Below are 22,833 nucleotides of genomic sequence, written 5' to 3'. Positions count from 1 at the left end.
GTGACAGCACCGCCCGGCTCCCAGACCCACAACGGCACCACCGTTCTCGCCCATCACAGATAGGAAACACCATGTTCACAGTTCGACAGGGTCGACGCCTCGCCGTCGGCATCGCCGCGACCGCCGTCGCGGCCCTCGCACTCAGCGCCTGCTCCGCAGGCGACCCGACCGCCGGGGAGACCGCGGCATCCGACACGATCACGGTCGGCTCCGCCGGGTTCCCCGAGTCGGAGATCATCGCGCAGATCTACATCCAGGCGCTCGAGGCCAACGACATCAAGACGGCCGAGTCCCTGAACATCGGCGCTCGCGACGTCTACATCGCAGCGCTCGAAGACGGCTCGATCGACCTCGTCCCCGACTACAGCGGCAACCTGCTGCAGTTCTTCGACGACTCCGCCACGGCCACGTCGAGCGACGAGGTCTACTCCGCCCTGCAGGAGGCCACGCCCAAGGGCTACGAGGTCCTCGACCAGTCCAAGGCGGAGGACAAGGACTCCTACAACGTCACGAAGGAGTTCAGCGAGGCGAACAACGTCACGAGCCTCGCCGACCTCGCGGCCCTCACCATCCCGCTCGCCATCGGCGGCGCACCCGAGTTGGCTGAGCGCCCGTACGGCCCGAAGGGCCTGACCGAGGTGTACGGCGTCCCCGCCGACAAGCTCACCTTCGTCCCGATCAGCGACGGCGGCGGCGCCCAGACCACCGCGGCCCTGCTCGACGGTACGGTCCAGCTCGCCGACATCTACACCACGACCCCGTCGATCACCGAGAACGACTTCGTCACGCTCGAGGACCCGGAGAACCTGATCCTCCCGCAGAACGTCCTGCCGCTGATCAACTCGGCCAAGGCCAGCGACAAGGTCAAGGAGGTCTTGAACGCCGTGTCGGCGGAGCTGACCACCGAAGACCTCATCGAGCTCAACGCCCGCAACCAGGGCGACGAGAAGGCAGCTCCGAAGACCCTCGCGGCCGACTGGCTGAAGGACAAGAAGCTCTTCGACTGAGCAGCAGCCACACGTCGATGGCGTCGTCCGGTCCTCCGGGCGGCGCCATCGCGCTGTTCGCGGGGAGCGCATCCGGCTGCAGCCGGATGTCCAGGGGGTCTCCGACACCTGAGGAGTTGGTAGCGTCAGGGTATGAGTTCCGAGACCCCCGCAGAGTTCATCGCGTCCTGGACCGCCTGGCACACCGCTCGCGAGCGTTCCGTCCGAGCACCCCACGGTATCGCCGCCCTCCGGTTCACCCACTGGCTGACCGAGGAGGCGACCGCCCTCGAGGGCGCGCCGGGCACCTGGCGTGCGGACGCGACCGGCATCGTCGGTGAGCGGCTCACGGGGACCGGACTGACCACGCCGAGTGGCGCCCAGATCATGACCGACCGCGTCGAGCTGGTCCACGGCGACGAACTGCACTTCGGCGACGCGCTGCTCCGAGGCATGGAGCGGGACGGCGTGTACGCCCTGCGCGTGCTCGACCCGGAGGCGCCGACGCGGACCTCGCTCGACGGCATCAGCGCCTTCGCCCCCGACGTCGCCTGGATCCGGCCGGCGCGGTTCGTGCCGTCCCCGGACGTCACGGTCGAGACCGAGTCGATCGACGGCCACGTCACCACCGAGACCCCTGTCGGCCGTGTCGAGTTCGAGCTCGGTGACGAAGCGGTGTCGCTGACGGTCACCGGCGGCCCGAACGGACTCTGGGCGGTGTTCTCCGACGGCACGAGTGGCGACGAGAGCTACCGGTTCCGTTTCATCAGCATGCCGGCCCCGACCTCGGACGGCCACGTCCTCGTCGACTTCAACCGCGCGTACCTGCCGCCGTGCGCGTTCAGCGACCACTACGTGTGCCCGCTGCCGGCGCCGAACAACCGGCTCCGTGCGCGGATCCCGGCGGGCGAGCGACTGCCGCTCGGCCAGTAGGTCCCGGGCCACGGACCCCGCATGACCAACCGGCTCGCCGAGGCGATGAGCCCGTACCTCCGCTCGCACGCCGAGCAGCCGGTCGACTGGTACCCGTGGGGACCGGAGGCCTTCGCCGAAGCGGCCCGTCGCGACGTCCCCCTGCTCGTCTCGATCGGCTACTCGACGTGTCACTGGTGTCACGTCATGGCACGCGAGTCGTTCTCGGACGAGCACATCGCCGAGCTCCTCCGACGCGACTTCGTGGCGGTGAAGGTCGACCGCGAGGAGCACCCCGACGTCGACGCCAGTTATCTCGCCGCCGCCGGCGCGTTCACCCGTGACCTCGGTTGGCCGCTGAACGTGTTCGTGACGCCGCGCGGACACGTCTTCCACGCGGGGACCTACTCGCCACCGGTGCCGCTCCGAGGGCATCCCTCGTTCCCGCAGGTGCTCGAGGCGGTTCGCGTCGCGTGGACCGAGCGACGGGAGCAGGTCGTCGCGAGCGCCGACGGACTCGCGCGGGCGATCGCCGAGACGATGTCGTCCACGGATGACGCGCCGCTGCCGGAGACCGGCGAGCTCGATGCGGCGGTCGAGGCGGTCGAGGCGCTCGAGGACCGGGAGCTCGGCGGCTTCGGCACGGCTCCGAAGTTCCCGATGGCCCCGCTGTTCGACTTCCTGCTCACGCCGCGCGAGGGGGACGCCGCTGGCCGCGGTGTCGACCTCGCGCAACGGACCCTCAGGACGATGGGGGCATCGGCGCTCCGTGACCCGGTCGAAGGCGGGTTCTTCCGGTACGCGGTCAACCGGGACTGGAGCGAGCCGCACTACGAACGCATGCTGACGGACAATGCGCTCCTCCTCACCGCCTACACCCGGGCGTGGGCCGAGCGTCCGAGCTCGTGGGCGGTCGGTGTCGCCGCCGGGATCGCCGAGTTCCTCATCGGCACGCTGCAGCAGCCGAGCGGCGGCTTCGGGTCGGCGCAGGACTCCGAGAGCATCGTCGACGGCGTCGGATCGGAGGGGGGCTACTACCGACGCGATGCGGACGGCCGGGCGACGCTGGACCCACCGGCCGTCGACCGCAAGGTGCTCACCGGGTGGAACGGGCTCGCGATCGGCGCGCTGGCGGAGGCCTCGACGGTCTTCGACCGCCCCGAGTGGCTCGAATCGGCGAGGTGGGCGGCGGACGCGGTGGTCGAGAACCACCTCGGCTCGGACGGCACGCTCGCTCGGGCCTCGCTCGATGAACGGCGGTCGGATGCGTCGGCGACCCTCGAGGACTACGGGATGCTCGCGGAGGGGCTCCTGCGCCTCGGCCTCGCGACGGGCGAGGTCCGCTACGCGGAGGTCGCCCGCGACCTCGTCGACCGGTGCTTGTCAGACGAGACCCTGCCCGACGACACCGTGACCGACGCCTCCTCCGCCGCGGTGGCCGGCTTCATCCTGCCGGGCGGCGGCGACCCGGTGCTGTCGGCCCAGGGCATGCGGATCGACGGCGACCCGTCGGAGGGCGCGTATCCCTCGGGGATATCGTCGCTCGGACGCGCGTCGCTGCTACTGTTCCAGCTGACGGCCGACGGCCGGTTCCGGGACGCCGCAGAGGGCGCGGTCCGGTTCGCCGCGTCGGCTGCGCTGTCGGCACCGACCGCGTTCGGCGCGAGTCTGGCCCTGGCGGCATCGCTCACCGGGCCGGCGTCGCAACTCATCGTCGTCGGGCCGGATCGGGTGGACTCGGACCAGGACGAGGATCGCGCGACGGCGGATCGGGCGATGCGCGACGCGGTCAGGACGCGCCGGGACGACGTCGTGGCGGTGGTCTCCGAGCGGCAGGCGGCGGATTGGGCGACGAGCGGGTTCGACGTCTTCGCCGAACGGACGAGTCGCGACGGCCGGTCGACCGCCTACCAGTGCCGGGACTTCGTCTGCCGTCTCCCCGTGACGGACGTGGCGCAGCTCGACGCCCGCTGATCCAGCGCACCCGTCGACCCGACACCTGGGTGGGTCAGGTGCCGAACGAGCCGTCCGGACGGCCGAACCGCAGCTCGCGTGCTTCGGAGCGCCAGCGCCCGAGTCCACCGTCGAGGAGCGCGACGCGTTCGTACCCGGCTCCGGTCAGCGCCGCTCGCAGGCGCTCGGCGGAGCGCCCGTCCAACTGGTCGTACAGGACGAGCGTGTGCTGCTCCGTGACGCCGATGGCCGCCGCACCGCGTCGGACCTCCTCCGCTGAGGACGCTCCGAGCCCCCGGCCTGTATCGAGCAGTTCGACGAACACGGCGCCGGGGACGTGCCCGTCGAAGAGGTACAGGTCGTAGCCGCTCACCAGCCGCACCGGGCCGTCGTCCAGCGGAGGCAGCTCGACGACACTCGCATCGAGGACGATGAGGCTCTCGCTGCCGAGATGGTCCGCGAGCCACTGGGTGGAGACGAGCGGGTCCGCCAGGAACGGCGCGTGCGTGGAGGTCATGCGCCCACCGTAGGAGGCCGCGGCCCGGATGACCACGGTGGTCGGCAACACGCGGTCACACGACGCCGGCGTTCAGCACTCGATGACGTTGACCGCGAGACCGCCCTCGCTCGTCTCCTTGTACTTCGTCGACATGTCGACGCCGGTCTGGCGCATGGTCTCGATCACGGTGTCGAGCGACACCAGGTGCGTCCCGTCGCCGTGCAGCGACAGCCGTGCGGCGCTGACGGCCGTGGAGGAGGCGATCGCGTTGCGTTCGATGCACGGGACCTGGACGAGCCCGCCCACCGGGTCGCACGTGAGGCCGAGGTGGTGCTCCATCGCGATCTCCGCGGCGTTCTCGACCTGACGTGGTGTGCCGCCGAGGACGGCGCACAGGGCACCGGCGGCCATGGCGCAGGCCGAGCCGACCTCGGCCTGGCAGCCGCCCTCGGCCCCGGAGATGGACGCGTTCGCCTTGAAGAGCGAGCCGATGGCGGTCGCCGTGAGCAGGTAGCGACGGATACCGTCGAGCGAGGCGCCCGGCACGAACCGCAGGTAGTAGCTTCCGACGGCCGGGATGATCCCCGCGGCCCCGTTCGTGGGTGCGGTCACGACCCGCCCGCCGGAGGCGTTCTGCTCGTTGACCGCCAGGGCGAACGCGTGCAGCCACTCCGTGGGGAGCTCACGCCCGCTCTCGGCCTCGGCCACGTCGAGGCGCTCACGGACGGCACCTGCCCGGCGCTTGACGCCGAGACCGCCCGGGAGGGTGCCGGTGTCGGCGAGCCCGGCGGTCACGCACTCGTGCATGGCCGTCCAGATGGCGTCGAGGCCGGCGTCGACCTCGACGGCTGGCCGCAGGGCTTCCTCGTTGCGTCTCGCGATCGCGTCGATCGGGAGTCCCGTCTCGTCGCAGAGCCCGATGAGCGCCTCAGCGGTCCGGAACGGCATCGGCACGGGTGTCGACGGCAGTACCGTGCTCGGGTCGTCGCCGTCACGACGGATGAAGCCGCCGCCGACCGAGTAGTACGTCTCGGAGCGCACCGGGAGGTCGCTCCGCTGATCCCAGGCGTGGAGGGTCATGGCGTTCGGGTGGCCCGGCAGCCTCGTCCTGGGCACGAACGAGACGTCGTCCTTCGAGAACGCGATGGCCCGCGTCCCGCCGAGCGTGAGCGGAGCGCCGTCGGGGTGGTCGCTCCAGGCCCGTCGGACCTCGGCGGGATCGCACCCTTCGGGGGTGAGCCCCTGGAGTCCCGCGACGACGGCGTCGGGGGTGCCGTGGCCGATGCCGGTCGCGCCGAGCGATCCGTACAACGAGCACGTGACGCGGTCGACCCGGTCGAGCAGGCCGTCGTCCGCGAGCCCGGTGGCGAAGGCCAGGGCCGCCCGCATCGGTCCGACCGTGTGCGAGCTGGACGGCCCGATCCCGATGGAGAAGAGGTCGAACGCGGACACGTATGCGGTCACTGGACGACCCCCTTCGGTGCGACTGGCTCCTCTCACTCTAAGCGTCTTCAGCGCCGGGTGCGGTGTCAGCGGGTGTCAGCGGCAGGTGAGCGATCCGTGAGCGCCCCCGCCCACACTGTTGTCCGGGTCGCCCACCGGCGCCCCACACCTGATTTCGAAAGGCACCCGCATGAGCATCAGCTCCGACTGGGCGATCGAAGCCCACGGCCTCGTGAAGACCTTCGGCGACAACCGGGCGGTCGACGGTGTCGACCTCTCGGTCCGCACCGGCACCGTCTACGGCGTCCTCGGCCCGAACGGCGCCGGCAAGACCACCACCATCAGCATGCTGGCGACGCTCCTGCGTCCTGACGCCGGCACCGCCACCGTCTTCGGACACGACATCCAGCGGGAGTCGCAGGTCGTGCGCCAGCTCATCGGCGTGACCGCGCAGTTCGCGTCGGTCGACGAGAACCTCTCGGCCACCGAGAACCTCGTCATCTTCTCGCGACTGCTCGGACTCGGCCGCGCGGAGGCGAAGCGCAAGAGCGCGGAACTCCTCGAGGAGTTCGGCCTGAGCGACGCGGCGTCGCGACCACTGAAGAAGTTCTCCGGCGGCATGCGTCGTCGTCTCGACCTCGCGGCGAGCCTCATCGCCCAGCCGCCCCTCATCTTCCTCGACGAGCCGACCACGGGCCTCGACCCGCGGACCCGCGCGCAGATGTGGGACACGATCCGCCGCCTGGTCGCGACGGGCTCGACCGTCCTCCTGACCACCCAGTACCTCGACGAGGCGGATCAGCTCGCCGACCGGATCGCCGTCATCGACCGCGGTCTCGTCGTCGCCGAGGGCACCTCCGACGAGCTGAAGGCCTCCGTCGGCGAGTCGTCGCTGCAGCTGCGGCTCGCGGACCCCGCCGACCTGGAGGATGCGCGACGGGTCATCTCGAGCGTCCTCGGTGTGGACACCGTCGTGTCGCCGGAGGCCACCCGCATCACGGCCCCGATGCGCGACCCCGACGCCGTGACCGACCTGTTCATCACGCTCCGGGAAGCCGGGATCCGGCTCGCGGAGATGAGCGTCCAGAAGCCGACGCTCGACGAGGTCTTCCTCACCCTCACCGGGCACGGCGTCGAGGCGGACGACGCCGACGCCGTGTCCGACACCGATTCCCTCGACACCGCAGAGCAGGTCCACGCATGAGCACGATCACCATCACCCCGGCCGCAGACCGGTCCCTCCGGAACCACGTCAGCCTCTCGCAGACGGTCCGCAACTCCTTCACCATGGCGTACCGCGGACTGCTCAAGATCAAGCGCACGCCCGAGCAGCTGATCGACGTGACGGTCCAGCCGATCATCTTCACGCTGATGTTCACGTACATCTTCGGCGGCGCGATCGCCGGCGACGTCGCGAGCTATCTGCCGATCATCATCCCGGGCATCCTGGTCCAGACCGTCATCACGACCTCGGTCGTGACCGGCATCCAGCTCCGCGAGGACATGGACAAGGGCGTGTTCGACCGCTTCAAGTCGATGCCCATCGCCCGCATCGCACCGCTGGCCGGTGCCCTCCTCGCCGACACGGTGCGCTACACGATCGCCACGACGCTCACCTTCGCGATGGGCTTCGTCATGGGGTACCGACCGGAGGGCGGCATCGGCTTCGTGGCCCTCGCCGGCCTCCTCGTGATCGTCTGCGCCTGGGCCATCAGCTGGATCTTCGCGTTCTTCGGGGTCATCGCCCGGAGCGCGAGCAGCGTGCAGGGCATCTCGTTCCTCGTCCTGTTCCCGCTCACGTTCCTCTCGAACGCCTTCGTGAACCCGGAGACGATGCCGAGCTTCCTCCAGGGCTTCGTGGACGTGAACCCCGTCTCGCACCTCGTGACCGCGGTCCGCGACCTCGCGAACACGGGTGTCTTCGGCGGCGACGCCTGGCTGGCGCTCCTCGGAGCCGCCGTCATCGTCGCGGTCTTCGCACCGCTCACCGTGCGGGCGTACATGCGCCGCGCCTGACGACGAGACGACCGCAGCGAGCGATCAGCGCGCCGCCAGGGCAGGACTGCCGAGCAGTTCGAACGCCCTGGCGGCGCTCTCGTGCGCCTGCAGGGAGAGGGTCCGCTCGGCGAGGCGGTCGCGCTCGGTCGCCGTGAGGCGCGCCGCCGCTGCTGCCTCGTGTGGTGTGCGGACGAGCGATGGGATGTCCTGACGGGAGGCGAGCGCACTGGCGAGCGCGACGAGCTCGGCGCCGATCAACCGCACCTCGTCGTCGTCCGAGCGGACGTACCAGGCGCCGAGGGCGACGACGGTGGAACCCAGCACCGGTCGGTCGAACCGGTTCGGGAGGAGGCGTCCCAGCGCGATGGTGCGGGTGCGGACCCGCCGCACGAGATGCTGGACCTCGGTGGCGTCCGGGACACCGTCCAGCACGGCGGCGGCGATCGCGGCGGAGCCGACGAGGGGGAACCACGGCGATCGGCGCGACTCACCCGGAGCGAACGCCACGAGCGCCTTCCCGTAGAGCTCGGCTCCCCGTGCGGCGTCGCCCTGGGCCCGCGCGATCTCGGCGAGACCGGCCCAGCCGATCGACCGGCGTTCGGGGAGCGGGGCGAACGCGGAGAACGAGACGTCGTCCGAGAGGAACCGGTCGAGCACGGTGGCGGCGGCGGCGTGGTCACCACGGGCGATGTCGCCGATCGCGATCAGCCACTCGAGTTGACGGAGGTCCGCCTCGGCACCGATCGCGGTCAGCCCCTCGGCAGCGCGGGCCGCCCAGACGAGCGCCTCCTCCGGCTCGTCGTTCTGGCTGTGCAGTTGGGCGAGCATGTGCGCACTCATGGCGGCGCCCCAGACATCTCCGAGCGTGAGCGAGAGGTCGTTCGCGCGCAGGGCGGCCGCTTCGGCGGCGCGGGGGTCGCCGTCGTTCTCCGCCGCCTGTGCCGACATGAGGTTTCCGAGGTTCGCGACGTGCGGGTCGGTCGACCGGGAGTACTCGCGGAGGAGGGCCTCCGCCCGTTCGGGGCGACCCGCGGCCAGCAACAGGCTGACCATCGCGCGCATCCGTGGGGCCTGTGTCGTCCGCGCCCGTTCGAGTCGGCGGAGGACGCCGATCGCCCGCGCGGACGTGCGGGGATCGGTGGCGAGGAACGTCACGGTGATGATGGCGACGGCGATGGCGGGGGTGTCGGTCGACACCGACTCCGGGTCCTGGTGGCGGAGCACGTCGAGGACGGCCGCGCCGAAGACCAGGACCTCCTGATGCGCGCTGCGGATCGTCCAGAAGAGGGCGAGTGCTGCGAAGACCGGGGCGACGACATCGGCGCGATCCTCGGCGACGGCCCCGCGGAGCACGTCCACCAGCGTGTCCTGTTCGACGGCGAGGCGCGCGAACGCCGCCACCTGTCGAGGCCCTTGCATGGCGGGGAGGAGCGTCTCGGCGAGTGCGACCGCCCAGGTCCGCGTGCGGTCGAGCACGAGGTCGTCCTCGTGCGCCTCGGCGGACTTGATCGCGCCGAACTCGCGGACCGTCTCCAGCATCCGGAATCGCACGGTCCCGGTGGCCGGGTCGTCCTGCACGGTGAGCAACGACTGGCCGACGAGCGCGTCGAGCGCTTCCACGACCTCGACCTCGGGGGCGAGCGCTGCAGTCGCCTCCAGATCGAAGCCGTCGGGGAACCTGGACGTGCGACGGAGGAGGACGCGTTCGTGCTCGCCCAGGAGGTTCCAACTCCAGTCGATGACGGCGAGCAGGGTGCGGTGGCGCTCAGGCGCACTGCGATCACCGGCGGTCAGCAGGGTGAAGCGGTTCCCGAGTCGTCGCTCGACCTCCTCGACCGACATGGATCTGGTGCGCGCCGCCGCGAGTTCGATCGCCAGCGGCAGGCCGTCGAGTTTCGCGCAGAGACGCGCCGCGACGTCGAGTGGCACATGGAGACCCGGACGGGCGGCGCGGGCACGCTCGACGAACAGCCGCACCGCCGGGCCCGCGTGTTCGAGGTCGGTGCCGTCCACGGCAGCGTCCAGCGGGTCGAGCTGGTAGACGTGCTCGGCGGCGATCGACAACGGGCTCTGACTCGTCGCGAGGACGCGGAGGTCGCCGGCCCAGGCCAGCGCATCGGCGATCCAGCGTGCCGCCGCGTCCACGAGGTGCTCGCAGTTGTCCATCACGAGCAGCGTCGGCCGTTCCGAGAGACGGTCGATGATGCGCTCGCGCAGTTCGACCGGTTGCACCATGATCGCTTCGCTCAGCCGACGCGGGGTCGGAGCCTCGCGGATGCCGAGTGCGGTCGCGACCGCGAGTGGCAGATCGTCCGGGTCCCGCACGCTCGCCAGTTCCACCACGACGACGCCGGGTGTGGTCGTGGTGGCACGCCGGGCGACCTCCTGGGCGAGTCGGGTCTTCCCGAGGCCACCGGGGCCGAGGATCGTGGTCAGGCGGACCTCGGACACGAGCGTGCCGATCGCGTCGAGGTCGGTGTCGCGACCGAGGAGTTCGTTCGGCGCCGTCCGGAGCCCGAGCACCATGTTGGATACCCGGGTGGTCACCGGAGTGGCCACCGGCGGAGACGGCTCGACGGCGTCCTGCAGGAGCGCCGTGTGCGCCGCGACCAGTGCCGACGTCGGGTCGGCACCGAGTTCGTCGCGGAGCCGGTGACGGTGATCGGCGAAGAGCTGCATCGCGTCGGAGCGACGTCCGCTCTGCGCGTAGGCGTTGAAGAGCATGAGCTGGGTGGCGTCGTCGAGCGGGTCGGCGGCGACGAGCGCCTCGAGATCGGTGATCACGGCCGCGCCGTCGCCGAGCTCGAGGCGGCTCTGAGCACGCACCCGACGCAGCTCGTCGCGGAGTCGCGCCGCGCGGTGCGCCAGCTCCTCGCCGATCGGACCGTCCAGTTCAGCGCCGGGATCACCCGTCCAGAGGAGGAGCGCGTCCCGGGCGAGCATGCCAGCGGTGTCCGGGTCTGCGGCGCGGATGGCCGTCGACGCCGCATCGGCCGCCCGCGCGGCGACGTGGAGGTCGACCAGGGACTGGTCGATCGACAGTCGATAGCCGGCGGCCGAGGAGTCGATGAGGTCGGGTGCCGACACGGCGCGCACCCGTGAGACCAGGGTCTGCAGTGCAGCTTTCGCACCCGCGGGCGGTGCGTCGTCCCACAGCTCGTCGATGAGGGCGGCTGTCGACACGGCGCGCCCGTCCGCGAGCACCAGGATCGTCACCAGCGCTTTGGCGAGCCGGCCGCCGGGTTCGACGAGCCGGCCGGTGCGTCCCTCGACGAGCACCGGCCCCAGGACGGTCACTCGGAGGTTCGACGCAGGCACGTCACGAGTGTATCCAGGGCCGTATCCCGTACCGTCCCGGTCACTGAGCCGTCCCGGTCACTGAGCCGTCCCGGTCACTGAGCCGTCCCCGGTCACTGAGCCGTCCCCGGTCACTGAGCCGCCCCCGGTCACTGAGCCGTCCCCGGTCACTGAGCCGCCCCCCGGTCACTGAGCCTGTCGAAGTGCGACCTGCCGACGAGTTCAGGGAACCGAGGCGTCAGCGCAGGGTCTTGCGGGCGGTGATCTGGCCGGTGTCGAAGCCGAGCAGGTGGAGTCCACCGTGGAACCGGGCGTGCTCCACCTTGATGCAGCGGTCCATCACGACGTTCAGGCCCTTCGACTCGCCGTACTCGGCGGCCTCCTGGTTCCAGATGCCGAGCTGCACCCAGACGGTCGGTGCTCCGACGGCGACGACCTCGTCGATGACCTGGGGGATGTCGCTCGCCTTGCGGAAGACGTCGACGATGTCGGGTACCTCCGGCAGGGAGGCGAGGTCGGGGTAGGCGGGCTGCCCGAGGATCTGCGTGGCGTTCGGGTTCACGAAGTAGATCCTGAAGTCGCTCGACTGCTGCAGGTAGGTGCCCACGAAGTACGAGGAACGCGCCGGGTTCGGGGAGGCGCCGACGATCGCGACGGACTTCGCCTCGCGGAGGAGCTTCAGACGGGCCTTCGCGTCGGGGCCCGCCCAGGTGCGCTGCGAACGCAGCAGCTTCGCGAGCGGCGAATCGGCGGGCAGCGCGCAGGTGAGGCCGTTGGTGAGCCGGACCGTCTCGGTCGCGCCCTGGTCGGCCACGGAGGCGTCCACACCGGTCACGGTCGCGCCCTCACCGGTCACTGAGCTTGTCGAAGTGCTCATGCCACTAATCCTTCACCGCTGCGGCGAGCGCCTGGTCGAGGTCGTAGATGATGTCGTCCGGGTCCTCGATGCCCACGCTCAGTCGGACGATGCCCGGCAGCACGCCGGCGTCGACGAGCTGCTGGTCGGACAGCTGCGCGTGCGTCGTCGATGCGGGGTGGATGATGAGCGTCTTCGCGTCGCCGATGTTCGCCAGGTGGCTCGCGAGATCGACGGACTCGATGAGCTTCTGGCCGACCTGACGGCCGCCCTTCACCTCGAAGCTGAAGACCGAGCCCGGCCCCTTCGGCAGGTACTTGTCCGCACGCTCGTGGTGCGGGTGAGCCGGGAGCCCGGCCCAGTTGACGGCGGCGATGCGCGGGTCGGCATCGAGCCACTCGGCGACGATCCGCGCGTTGTCGACGTGGGCCTGGATCCGGAACGGCAGCGTCTCGACCCCCTGGGCGAGGAGGAAGGCCGAGTGCGGTGCGAGCGCCGGACCGATGTCGCGGAGCTGCTCGGCGCGCAGCCGGGTGAGGAAGGCGTACTCGCCGAAGTTGCCCGACCACTGCAGGCCGCCGTAGCTCGGGACGGGCTGGCCGAACAGGGGGAACTTGTCGGTGTTCCAGTCGAAGCGCCCGCTCTCGACGACGACGCCACCGAGGGTCGTGCCGTGGCCGCCGAGGAACTTGGTGGCCGAGTGCGTGACGATGTCGGCACCCCACTCGATCGGGCGGTTGAGGTAGGGCGTCGCGATGGTCGAGTCGATGATCAGCGGAATGCCGTGTGCGTGCGCCACGTCGGCGAGGCCCTCGATGTCGGCGATCTCGCCCGAGGGGTTCGCGACCGTCTCGGCGAAGACGAGCTTCGTGTTCTCCTGGATGGCGGCGGCGTAGTCGGCGGCGTCGGAGGACTGCACGAAGGTGGTCTCGATACCGAACCGGCGGAGGGTGACGTCGAGCTGCGTGATCGAGCCGCCGTAGAGGTTGGCCGAGGCGACGATGTGATCGCCCTGTCCGGCCAGCGAGGCGAAGGTGATGTACTGCGCGGCGAGACCGGAGGCGGTCGCGACGGCACCGAGGCCGCCCTCGAGGCTGGCGATGCGCTCCTCGAAGCTCGCGACCGTCGGGTTGGCGAGGCGGGAGTAGACGTTCCCGTACTTCTGCAGGGCGAAGCGGGCGGCGGCGTCGGCGGTGTCGTCGAAGACGAAGGCGCTCGACTGGTAGATGGGCAGCGCCCGTGCGCCGGTCACCTGGTCGGGGATGTTGCCCGCGTGGATCGCACGCGTGCGGAAGCCATACTCACGATCTGCCATGCGTTCACGCTACCGGAGCACCGTCGAGCGCTTCACCGTGCTGCAACATTGCGTCGCATTCGACCGCGCTGCACAGGGCCTGCCCAGGGCGTCGGCGTATCGTGTGCGTCACAGCCCTGATCGGGTTGCCGGACGAGGGCGCAGTACCCGGAACGCGACAAGACTGACCACTTGGGAGTGATCGTCATGTCGTGGATCGTACTCATCGCCTCCGGCGTCCTGGAAGCAGTCTGGGCCACCGCGCTCGGCAAGTCCGAGGGCTTCACGAAGCTCTGGCCGACCGTGACGTTCGCGGGGGCGCTCGTGCTCAGCATGGCCGGCCTCGCCTGGGCCATGCGCGACATCCCGGTGGGCACCGCCTACGCGGTCTGGGTCGGGATCGGCGCAGCGCTCACCGTCGGGTACGCCATGACCTTCGGCGGCGAGCAGCTGTCGGTGGTCAAGGTGCTCCTCATCCTCGGGCTCATCGGCTGCGTCATCGGCCTGAAGATCGTGGGCGGCGAGCACTAGGGCGTGTCTGACAAACAGGTCGGTGGTGGGCTGAGATCCTGGTCGGGTGTCGAGGCAGACGGGGTGGACGTGGCACCATCGGATGGCCACGGGCTTCCCCTGGTCACGGTAATCACGCCCAGGACAGGCCGGTGATTCGCCGATGTCGATCCCGTTGCTGGAACAACTCCGGGTCCCGCGCCTCGTCGGCCGCCGCGCGATCCGGTCACACCTGCGCGGTCGCGGGATCAAGGCAGTGATCCCAGAACCCCGCGACCAGCAAGGTCTTCGCAAGCGCCGCGGATCACGGGGTGGCAGGCCCATCGGCCTGGACGCCGCCGACTGTAGGAACCGCAACGTGATTGAGCGCCGCTTCTGCCGCACCAAACAATGGCGCGGCCTCGCAACCCGCTACGACGAACATGCAATCACGTATCGCGCCGCCGTCCTCATCCACGCCGCCATCGCCTGGAATCGACGACTGTCACATGCGTCCTAGCGTTTGGGCGCGCGCAAGGAAAGCCACAGCGAGACGCCCAGTAGCGCAGTAAGCGGACGATAGAAGTGGCTGTCGAGCTGCCGGAAGGTACGGCCCGCGGGAGGAAGACCCATCGCGGCGATGGCTGCGTTACCGCCAAACAGTGCGCGCATCAGCATGACTGTTCCTATCGCCCGAAGACCGAGCCGTTGCACACGGCCCTCTCCCAGAGCCCCCGACGCGAGAAGCGCCGCTACGGCCGTCCCACCAGCGACCACCAGCGTCGGAGCAACGCCCGGCATCGGTCCGTGAGACCCGATCACAGCCTCAGCAAGGTGTTTCTCATCCTTTGCCGGCCACGGCGAGCCGGTTGCCCACACCGCATGGAGCACGGATACGCCAGCCAACCCGGTCGTGCTGAGGATTCGAGCTACGGTCCCCGTTACTTCGCGCATGACCCGACCCTAGATGAACGCCCGTAGAAGAGCACGTCGCCCGAGACCTGCGATAACCAGACACGGCCTAGCCGCGCTGGTCAGGCACGCACGCCTGCCTCAGGCCAGGTGCACCGCTCCGAGCGCGAGCACCGCGATGAGGAGCCACGAGACGAGCCCGACGACGAGCGCGCGCCACCCGGTGGTGACGAGTGTGCGGACGCGGATAGCGGCACCGAGCGCGAAGAGCGCCATCGCCAGCAGTGCGGTCTGCACGCCGTCGGCGAGGTCGAGGACGAGCTCGGGCACCGGGAGCAGGGTTCGGATGAGCACCGCGGCGATGAAGCCCGCGACGAAGAGCGGGACGATCGGCGGTCGGGCTGCGGTCGCGGTCCCGTCGGTGTCGACCTGCGCACCGGCGCCGGCCGACACCGCCAGGAGTCGGCGGCGTTCGATCGTCGCGGCGGCGGCGACCATGGGGGCGAGGAGTACGACGCGGGTGAGCTTGACGACGACGGCGATCGCGAGTGCGCTCGTGCCGGCGATCTGGGCGGTCGCGACGACCTGACCCACGTCGTGCACACTCGCCCCCACCCAGTGGCCGAACTGCTCGTCACTGAGCCCGAGGGGGCCGCGGAGCGCCGGGAGGACGAAGATCGCGAGGGTCCCGCAGAGCGTGACGAGCGCGACGGGCGTCGCCTGTTCCTCGTCCTTCGCCTTCACGACGCCGCTCATCGCGCCGATGGCGGAGGCGCCGCAGATGGAGAAGCCCGTGGCGATGAGGAGCGGTTCGGGGCCCGTGAGCCCCAGTCTCCGGCCGAGCCAGAGGGTGACGAAGAAGGTGACGACGACGATCGCGACCGTGGTGGCGAGCGTGACCCACCCCAGGCCGGCGATGTCGACGAGGCTCAGCTTCAGCCCCAGCAGGACGACACCGATCCGCATGAACCGTTTCGCGCTCATCCCGAGTCCCGGCTTCAGGACGCCCGCCGCGAGCCGCTGGAAGGGCGGCAGCTGGCCCATGACCATGCCGAGCAGGACGCTCGCGGTGAGCAGCGGGACGACCGGCAGGAGGGTGTGGAGGCCCAGGGCGGCGAGCGCCGCTGCACCCGCGACGAGCACCCCGGGGAGCGCCTTCATCGTCGTCCTCCCGTCACACCCATGACGGCAACCAGGCGTGCAGGTGCCAGAACCAGTAGGGCACGGTGATCGCGGTCCAGAGCGGATACCAGAAGATGCTCAACAGCGTCGTGATGGTCACGAACACCCCGATCACGCCGACGCCGGCGAACCGTCGTTCCTCCGGGTCGTCGCGGGACCCGAGGATCTTCCCGATCGCGAAGACGAGGGCCAGGATGAGGTACGGCTCGAAGACGATCGTGTAGAACTGGAACACCGTCCGGTTCAGGTAGAGCAGCCAGGGCAGGTACCCCGCTGCGACTCCGAGGACGATGAGCCCGACCTGCCACTCGCGGTACCGGACGAGCCGGTAGACGCAGTACCCGAGCGCGACGGCGGCGCCCCACCAGATGAGCGGGTTGCCGATCGAGGTGATCGCGGAGGAGCAGGCGTCCCACGCGCAGCCGTCGGTCCCGGTGGCGGGGGACTGGTAGTACATGCTCGTCGGCCGGATCATGAGCAGCCAGCCGAGCGGGTTCGCGGCGTAGGGGTGCGGGGTGCTGAGGCCGACGTGGAAGCTGTAGGCGCTCTGGTGGTAGTGGAGGAGGCTCTGGAACCAGTGGGGGACCCACGCGAAGGTGCCGGTCCACGCGTTCCCCACCGCGTCCGCCCACTGACGGTCGTACCCGCCGGACGTCCTGATCCACCCGGTCCAGCTGGCGAGGTACACGACGGCGGCCACGGGGACGAGGGTCACGAAGGACACGGGGCCCTGTTTGAGGACCGCCGCGCTCGCCCACAGGCTGAGGCCCAGTCGGCGTCGGAGCAGGAGATCCGTGACGATCACGTACACGCCGAACGCGGCGAGGAAGTACAGTCCGTTCCATTTGACCGCGGTGGCCGCGCCGAACGCGACCCCTGCGGCGAGCAGCCACGGCCGCCACCAGAGGACGGGACCCCAGGCCGGGTCGGCGCCCCTCGCCCGGGCTGACGCGACCTTCGCCGCCAGGCGTGACGCGTGCCACGACCGGTCCAACAGGATCGCCCCGAATCCCGCCAGCACGAAGAACATGACGAAGTTGTCGAGCAGCGAGACCCGGGCCATGACGATCGCGTGCCCGTCGATGGCGAACAGGAACCCGGCCAGGACGGCGAGGATCGAGGAAGTGAACAACCGCTTGGCGATGAGCGTGACGAGCAGGACCGCGAGCGTTCCGGCGATCACGGTGGAGATGCGCCACCCGGTGCTGTCGTCGATGCCGAACACGGCGATGCCGAGCGCGATCAGCCACTTGCCGAGCGGTGGGTGCACGACGTAGGAGGGGTTCGTGCTGGGGCTGCCCGCGTCGCCGTTCGCGAAGCCCTCGTCCGCCCCGTCCGCCCAGGTGCTCTCGTAGCCGTTCAGCCACAGCGACCACGAGTCCTTCACGTAGAAGGTCTCGTCGAAGACGAGCGAGTGCGGGTGACCGAGGTTCCAGAACCGCAGCACGAACGCGAGGAGCGTCACGGCGGCCGGGCCGCCCCAGATCCAGAGCTTCCGGCGGCGTTCGGTGCGAAGCATCCGCTCCCACCATCGGTCGAGGCGGGATCCCGTCTCAGGGGCTTTCACGAGATCGACCGACACCGTCTCATCTAACCACCCCGACCGGATGGGAGACTGGTCCGGTGATCATCCTCGGAGCGACCCCCATCGGCAACCTCGGCGATGCGTCGCCACGACTCCGGGAGGCGCTGGCCGCGGCTGAGGTCATCGTCGCCGAGGACACCAGGACGGCCATCCACCTGCTGCGCGCCCTCGGTGTGGAATCGCGGCCACGGCTCATCGCCATGCACGACCACAACGAGCGCGAACGTGCGGCCGAGATCGTCGAACTGGCCCGCGAGACCGACGTCCTCGTGCTCAGCGACGCCGGCATGCCGACCGTGTCCGACCCCGGCTTCCACCTCGTCGACGCGGCGGCGGCCGCAGACGTCCAGGTCACCGCGATCCCCGGGCCGTCGGCGGTCGTGACGGCGCTCGCCGTGTCCGGCCTCGCGACGGACCGCTTCACCTTCGAGGGGTTCCTCCCGCGGAAGCCGGGCGACCGACGCAGCAGCCTCCGAGCGCTCGCGACCGAGCCGCGCACGATGGTGTTCTTCGAATCGCCCAACCGACTCGCCTCCTCCCTCGAGGACATCGCCTCCGTGCTCGGTGCCGGTCGTCGCGTGGCGGTGTGCCGGGAGCTGACCAAGCTGTTCGAGGAGGTCAAGCGGGGGACTGCCGCTGAACTGGCCGAGTGGGCGTCCGGGGGTGTGAAAGGCGAGATCTGCATCGTCATCGCCGGTGCGGAGGCCGTCGAGGCCGATCCGGCCACCGCGCTCGAGCAGGTGCTCGCGCTCGTGGCCTCGGGCACGCGCCTGAAGGACGCTTCCAACGAGGTCGCCGAGGCCACCGGTCTCTCGAAGCGCGACCTGTACCAGGCGGCCCTCGCAGCCCGGCCCCCGAAGGCGTCGCCGGACGCGCAGGTGCGTCCCGCACCGTAACAGGCACGGTGGCGACGCCCGCTCGTCCTAGGATTGACCCCATGGCCGACGGCACCTCGTTCTACATCACCACGCCCATCTTCTACGTCAACGACGCCCCGCACATCGGGCACGCCTACACGGAGGTGGCCGCGGACGTCCTCGCGCGCTGGCACCGTCAGGCCGGCGACCGCACCTGGTTCCTGACCGGGACCGACGAGCACGGCCAGAAGATCCTGCGCACGGCGACCGCGAACGGTGTGACGCCGAAGGAGTGGGCCGACAAGCTCGTCAGCGAGTCCTGGTACCCGCTGCTCGACACGATCGACATCTCGAACGACGACTTCATCCGCACGACGGACGAACGGCACGAGCAGAACGTCCAGCTCTTCCTCCAGCGTCTGTACGACGCCGGCTTCATCTACACCGGTGAGTTCGAGGGGTACTACTGCGTCGGCTGTGAGGAGTACAAGCAGGAGAGCGACCTCGTGCAGGGCACCGGCGAGTACGTCGGGCAGCTCGTGTGCGCGATCCACTCGAAGCCGGTCGAACTGCTCCAGGAGAGCAACTACTTCTTCCGCATGAGCGACTTCGCCGAGCGCCTACTGGCCCTCTACGAGGAGCGACCGGAGTTCGTGCAGCCGGAGTCGGCGCGCAACGAGGTCATCCAGTTCGTGCGCCAGGGGCTCAAGGACCTGTCCATCTCCCGCTCGACATTCGACTGGGGCATCAAGGTCCCGTGGGACGAGAGCCACGTCGTCTACGTGTGGTTCGACGCCCTGCTCAACTACATCACCGCCGCCGGGTACGGCTCCGACGAGGAGGCGTTCGCCGAGCGCTGGCCCGCCACGCAGATCGTCGGCAAGGACATCCTGCGGTTCCACGCGGTCATCTGGCCGGCCATGCTCATGGCCGCCGGGCTCGAGGTGCCGAAGCGGGTCTTCGGTCACGGCTGGCTGCTCGTCGGCGGCGAGAAGATGTCGAAGTCGAAGCTCACCGGTATCGCACCGAGTGAGATCACCGACACCTTCGGCTCCGACGCGTTCCGCTACTACTTCATGCGCGCCATCGCCTTCGGGCAGGACGGTTCGTTCAGCTGGGAGGATCTCTCCGCGCGGTACCAGGCGGAGCTCGCGAACGGCTTCGGCAACCTCGCGTCGCGCGTGCTCGCCATGGTGACGCGGTACTTCGACGGCGTCGTGCCGGCGAGTGGCCCTGCCGAACCGGCCGACGTGGCCATCCAGGAGACGGTCGCCCGGGCTGCAGTCGACGCCGACGCCGCGATCGAGCGCCTCGCCATCCAGGACGCGCTCGCTGCCATCTGGCGGATCGTCGACGAGCTGAACGGCTACATCACCGAGCAGGAGCCGTGGGCGCTCGCGAAGGACGAGGCCAAGCGGGAGCGGCTCGGCACCGTGCTCGCCACGGCGGTCGAGGGCCTGCGCGCCCTGTCGGTCCTGCTCCACCCCTTCGTCCCGAAGGCGACCACCAAGCTGTGGTCCGCCCTCGGCGCCGAAGCCGCCCTCGGCGAGCTCGGGGCACAGCGCATCGGCGATGTCGGCACCTGGGGGCAGCTGCCCGCCGGCACTTCGGTGGCAGGGCTCGAGCCCCTGTTCCCGCGGATCGAGGCCGTCGCCGAATGAGCGGGGGCGTCGCGCCGGATCCGGCCGCCACACCGCACCTGCGGCAGCGCGAAGCGGGGGAGCGGAAGCAGCTGAGCTACCCCGAGGCACCTGAGGCGCTGCCGGTCGCGGTCTACGACAACCACACGCACCTCGAGCACGCCGACGGCGACGCCCCGCTGACCCCGTCGGAGCACTTGGACCGCGCGGGCTCCGTCGGGGTCCGAGGCATCGTGCAGGTCGGCACCGACGTCGAGACCTCCCGTTGGTCGGCGGCGATCGCCGCTCGTGACCCCCGTGTGCTCGCGGCGGTCGCGATCCATCCCAACGACGCGCCGGACCTCGACCGCGCGGGCACCCTGGACGAGGCGCTGGCCGAGATCGACCGTCTGGCGGCGGAGCCTCGCGTCCGCGCCGTCGGCGAGACCGGCCTCGACTTCTTCCGCACCGAGGAGGACGGCCGAGCGGCGCAGTTCGCGTCGTTCGAAGCGCACATCGCCATCGCGAAGCGCCACGGTGTCGCGCTGCAGATCCACGATCGCGACGCCCACGACGAGGTCGTCGAGACGCTCCTGCGGGTGGGCGCTCCGGAACGCACCGTCTTCCACTGTTTCTCGGGCGGCCCGGAGCTCGCCCAGCTGTGCGCCGAGCACGGCTGGTACGCCTCCTTCGCCGGTACGGTGACGTTCAAGAACGCCGCACCGCTGCGTGAGGCGCTCGCGATCATGCCCCGCGAGCTGATCATGGTCGAGACCGACGCGCCCTACCTCACGCCCGCCCCGTTCCGCGGTCGGCCGAACGCGCCGTACCTCCTCCCGTACACGGTGCGCGGCATGGCCGAGCACCTGGGTGAGGACGTCGCAGCGTTCGCGACGCAGCTCGCGACGAACACCGAGCGCGTCTACGGCTCCTGGGCCGACTGAGCGACCGAGCCCGTCGCCGAGCCGCGCGCCCGTCGCCCGACGAGGACCGGCTCCCCGATCAGGGATACTGGAGGGATGACCGCCTCCGTCGCCCTGCTCGGCCCCGCCGAGATCCGAGATCTCGCCACCCTGCTGGACGTGACGCCGACGAAGAAGCTCGGTCAGAACTTCGTCATCGACGCGAACACCGTCCGCAAGATCGTGTCGGTCGCGCACGTCGCTCCGGGCGACGTCGTCGTCGAGATCGGCCCCGGCCTCGGCTCGTTGACCCTCGGCCTGCTCGAGGCCGACGCGAGCGTCGTCGCCGTCGAGATCGACGGTCGGCTCGCCAAGCAGCTGCCGCTCACCGTCGGGGAGATGGCACCGGGCATGATCGACCGGTTGTCGGTCGTCCACGAGGACGCGATGCGCATCGAGGAACTCCCGGCGCAGCCCAGCCGACTCGTCGCCAACCTGCCGTACAACATCTCCGTGCCCGTCCTCCTGCACTTCCTGGAGCACTTCACCTCGCTGACGGCCGGTGTCGTCATGGTGCAGGCCGAGGTCGGCTACCGACTCGCCGCCGTCCCGGGGAGCAAGGTCTACGGCGCCCCGAGCGCGAAGGCCGCCTGGTACGGCGCGTGGCGCATCGCCGGCCAGGTGAGCCGGCAGGTGTTCTGGCCCATCCCGAACGTCGACTCCGTGCTCGTCGGATTCGAACGACGCAGCGACGTCATCGGCACCGAGGAGGAGCGTGTCAAGACCTTCGCGCTCATCGACGCGGCGTTCCAGCAGCGCCGCAAGATGCTCCGGCAGGCACTCGGGAGCGTGCTCGGCAGCTCCCAGGCCGCGACGGAGCAGATGGAGGCCGCCGGGGTGAAGCCGACGGCCCGCGGCGAGGAGCTCACGGTCCACGACTTCCTGTCGATCGTGCGTGCGGGACGATAACGTTGGCGCATGACCGCTGATGCTCGATTCCCGCTGAACGTCCCCGACATCCACCGCCCCTACGCCGCGGCGGACGACCGCTACGCGCGGAACGACTACCGCCAGGTCGGCACCTCGGGCCTCTTCCTCCCGCCGATCTCGCTCGGCCTCTGGTACAACTTCGGCGACAACCGGCCGTTCGACGGGCAGCGCGCGCTGCTGCGCCACGCGTTCGACCACGGCATCACCCACTTCGACCTCGCGAACAACTACGGCCCGCCCTACGGTTCCGCCGAGACGAACTTCGGTCGCATGATGCGCGAGGACTTCGGTCCGTACCGCAACGAGCTCATCATCTCCTCGAAGGCCGGTTACGACTTCTGGCCAGGCCCGTACGGCAACTTCGGTTCGAGGAAGTACCTGACCGCGAGCCTCGACGAGTCGCTCGAGCGGATGGGCCTCGACTACGTCGACATCTTCTACTCGCACCGGGTCGACGAGGTCACGCCCATCGAGGAGACCGTGGGAGCACTCGACGCGATCGTGCGCTCCGGCAAGGCCCTGTACGTCGGCATCTCCTCGTACTCGGCCGAGCGGACCGCCGCCGCACACGCCGTCGCTCGCGAGCTCGGCACGCCGCTCGTGATCCACCAGCCGTCGTACTCGATCCTCAACCGCTGGGTCGAGGGCGGCCTCACCGAGGTGCTGACCGAGTCCGGCCTCGGCGCGATCGCCTTCGTGCCGCTCGCGCAGGGCCTGCTCACCGACAAGTACCTCGGCGACGGCCCGGCCGAACGTGCGACGAACCGTCCCTCCCTGCCCGACCGCCAGGTGAGCGAGGAGATGGCGACCCGCCTCCGGTCCCTCAACGACATCGCCGTGGAGCGTGGCCAGACCCTCGCGCAGATGTCGCTCGCCTGGGTCCTGAACAACCCCGCGATCACCTCCGCCCTCATCGGCGCCTCCCGCCCCGAGCAGCTCGACGAGAACCTGGCGGCGCTCGACGGCCCCGCGTTCACGACCGAGGAGCTCGAGGAGATCGACCGACTCGCGGAGGGCGCCGACGTCAACATCTGGGCGGACTCCTCCGACAAGTGACGC

At 70.2% G+C, this 22,833-nt stretch carries 19 protein-coding genes, 1 pseudogene and 1 riboswitch; of the genes and pseudogenes, 12 read left to right on the top strand and 8 right to left on the bottom strand.

The window, feature by feature from the left end; translation table 11 throughout:
• The first annotated feature begins 71 nt into the window (after positions 1-71).
• The 3 genes from HOW07_RS04330 (at position 72) to HOW07_RS04320 (ending at position 3,872) form a co-directional block, all read left to right on the top strand.
• A complete protein-coding gene (locus HOW07_RS04330; protein ID WP_064296509.1) occupies positions 72-1,007 on the top strand; it encodes an ABC transporter substrate-binding protein in 936 nt (311 codons plus the stop codon).
• A 132-nt stretch (positions 1,008-1,139) separates the two neighbouring features.
• Positions 1,140-1,919 carry a DUF1684 domain-containing protein gene (locus HOW07_RS04325; protein WP_175116180.1) on the top strand — a complete coding sequence of 260 codons (780 nt, stop codon included), beginning with the start codon at positions 1,140-1,142 and terminating at the stop codon, positions 1,917-1,919.
• A gap of 21 nt (positions 1,920-1,940) precedes the next feature.
• Positions 1,941-3,872 carry a thioredoxin domain-containing protein gene (locus HOW07_RS04320; RefSeq protein WP_175116179.1) on the top strand — a complete coding sequence of 644 codons (1,932 nt, stop codon included), beginning with the start codon at positions 1,941-1,943 and terminating at the stop codon, positions 3,870-3,872.
• 34 nt (positions 3,873-3,906) lie between these two features.
• Here the strand turns inward: HOW07_RS04320 and HOW07_RS04315 are convergent, their stop codons facing one another.
• Together HOW07_RS04315 and HOW07_RS04310 are read right to left on the bottom strand one after the other, a co-directional pair.
• Positions 3,907-4,368, bottom strand: a complete 462-nt coding sequence (locus HOW07_RS04315) for a rhodanese-like domain-containing protein (protein WP_175116178.1) — start codon at positions 4,366-4,368, stop codon at positions 3,907-3,909.
• A 72-nt stretch (positions 4,369-4,440) separates the two neighbouring features.
• Complete coding sequence (locus HOW07_RS04310) at positions 4,441-5,814, bottom strand: L-serine ammonia-lyase (protein WP_175116177.1); 1,374 nt, start codon at positions 5,812-5,814, stop codon at positions 4,441-4,443.
• A 169-nt stretch (positions 5,815-5,983) separates the two neighbouring features.
• On the opposite strand from HOW07_RS04310, the gene HOW07_RS04305 reads away from it, so the two are divergent.
• Both HOW07_RS04305 and HOW07_RS04300 read left to right on the top strand, forming a co-directional pair.
• A complete protein-coding gene (locus HOW07_RS04305) occupies positions 5,984-6,997 on the top strand; it encodes an ATP-binding cassette domain-containing protein (RefSeq protein ID WP_079001964.1) in 1,014 nt (337 codons plus the stop codon).
• On the top strand, positions 6,994-7,809 hold the full coding sequence (locus HOW07_RS04300) for an ABC transporter permease (protein WP_064296503.1): 816 nt from the start codon (positions 6,994-6,996) through the stop codon (positions 7,807-7,809). Before HOW07_RS04305 ends, HOW07_RS04300 begins: the two co-directional genes overlap by 4 nt.
• A 24-nt stretch (positions 7,810-7,833) precedes the next feature.
• Here the strand turns inward: HOW07_RS04300 and HOW07_RS04295 are convergent, their stop codons facing one another.
• The 3 genes from HOW07_RS04295 to HOW07_RS04285 form a co-directional block, all read right to left on the bottom strand.
• The gene (locus HOW07_RS04295; RefSeq protein ID WP_175116176.1) at positions 7,834-11,109 is read right to left on the bottom strand and encodes a BTAD domain-containing putative transcriptional regulator; all 3,276 of its coding nucleotides are present in this window, start codon (positions 11,107-11,109) and stop codon (positions 7,834-7,836) included.
• Positions 11,110-11,326: 217 nt separating this feature from the next.
• The gene (locus HOW07_RS04290) at positions 11,327-11,845 is read right to left on the bottom strand and encodes a CoA-binding protein (RefSeq protein ID WP_371743602.1); all 519 of its coding nucleotides are present in this window, start codon (positions 11,843-11,845) and stop codon (positions 11,327-11,329) included.
• 124 nt (positions 11,846-11,969) lie between these two features.
• On the bottom strand, positions 11,970-13,259 hold the full coding sequence (locus tag HOW07_RS04285; RefSeq protein WP_175116174.1) for an O-acetylhomoserine aminocarboxypropyltransferase/cysteine synthase family protein: 1,290 nt from the start codon (positions 13,257-13,259) through the stop codon (positions 11,970-11,972).
• 107 nt (positions 13,260-13,366) lie between these two features.
• Positions 13,367-13,431, top strand: a riboswitch (guanidine-III (ykkC-III) riboswitch).
• 14 nt (positions 13,432-13,445) lie between these two features.
• On the opposite strand from HOW07_RS04285, the gene HOW07_RS04280 reads away from it, so the two are divergent.
• The gene (locus HOW07_RS04280; RefSeq protein WP_079003866.1) at positions 13,446-13,769 is read left to right on the top strand and encodes a multidrug efflux SMR transporter; all 324 of its coding nucleotides are present in this window, start codon (positions 13,446-13,448) and stop codon (positions 13,767-13,769) included.
• A gap of 81 nt (positions 13,770-13,850) precedes the next feature.
• Positions 13,851-14,247, top strand: a pseudogene (locus HOW07_RS04275) (transposase); the annotation flags it as partial.
• Here the strand turns inward: HOW07_RS04275 and HOW07_RS04270 are convergent.
• From HOW07_RS04270 to HOW07_RS04260, 3 genes are all read right to left on the bottom strand, one after another.
• A complete protein-coding gene (locus HOW07_RS04270) occupies positions 14,244-14,681 on the bottom strand; it encodes a DUF3995 domain-containing protein (RefSeq protein WP_121289859.1) in 438 nt (145 codons plus the stop codon). The pseudogene HOW07_RS04275 and the gene HOW07_RS04270 sit on opposite strands and share 4 nt — an antisense overlap.
• A 99-nt stretch (positions 14,682-14,780) precedes the next feature.
• A complete protein-coding gene (locus HOW07_RS04265; RefSeq protein ID WP_121289861.1) occupies positions 14,781-15,800 on the bottom strand; it encodes a YeiH family protein in 1,020 nt (339 codons plus the stop codon).
• Positions 15,801-15,813: 13 nt separating this feature from the next.
• Positions 15,814-17,340 carry a dolichyl-phosphate-mannose--protein mannosyltransferase gene (locus tag HOW07_RS04260; RefSeq protein ID WP_175116173.1) on the bottom strand — a complete coding sequence of 509 codons (1,527 nt, stop codon included), beginning with the start codon at positions 17,338-17,340 and terminating at the stop codon, positions 15,814-15,816.
• Between the two features lie 104 nt (positions 17,341-17,444).
• Here HOW07_RS04260 and rsmI point away from each other — a divergent pair, with 104 nt between their 5' ends.
• From rsmI to mgrA, 5 genes are all read left to right on the top strand, one after another.
• Positions 17,445-18,302 (top strand): 16S rRNA (cytidine(1402)-2'-O)-methyltransferase, encoded by an 858-nt coding sequence (rsmI, locus tag HOW07_RS04255; RefSeq protein ID WP_175116172.1) that lies wholly within the window; start codon positions 17,445-17,447, stop codon positions 18,300-18,302.
• A gap of 41 nt (positions 18,303-18,343) precedes the next feature.
• Positions 18,344-19,924 (top strand): methionine--tRNA ligase, encoded by a 1,581-nt coding sequence (gene metG, locus HOW07_RS04250; RefSeq protein ID WP_121289865.1) that lies wholly within the window; start codon positions 18,344-18,346, stop codon positions 19,922-19,924.
• Positions 19,921-20,826: a TatD family hydrolase gene (locus tag HOW07_RS04245; RefSeq protein WP_121289867.1), complete on the top strand. Its 906-nt coding sequence runs from the start codon at positions 19,921-19,923 to the stop codon at positions 20,824-20,826. Before metG ends, HOW07_RS04245 begins: the two co-directional genes overlap by 4 nt.
• Before the next feature lie 75 nt (positions 20,827-20,901).
• Entirely contained in the window at positions 20,902-21,753 is an 852-nt protein-coding gene (gene rsmA, locus HOW07_RS04240; RefSeq protein WP_175116171.1) for a 16S rRNA (adenine(1518)-N(6)/adenine(1519)-N(6))-dimethyltransferase RsmA, read from the top strand.
• 9 nt (positions 21,754-21,762) lie between these two features.
• Positions 21,763-22,830, top strand: coding sequence for an L-glyceraldehyde 3-phosphate reductase (mgrA, locus tag HOW07_RS04235; protein ID WP_175116170.1), 1,068 nt, complete (start codon positions 21,763-21,765; stop codon positions 22,828-22,830).
• Positions 22,831-22,833 lie beyond the last annotated feature (3 nt).

This window comes from Plantibacter sp. MCCC 1A11337 (genome assembly GCF_013349365.1).
Classification (GTDB): Bacteria; Actinomycetota; Actinomycetes; order Actinomycetales; family Microbacteriaceae; genus Plantibacter; species Plantibacter flavus_A.
The sequence above is the reverse complement of the archived record's forward strand: the minus strand, read 5'-3'. Positions and strand labels throughout refer to the sequence as shown.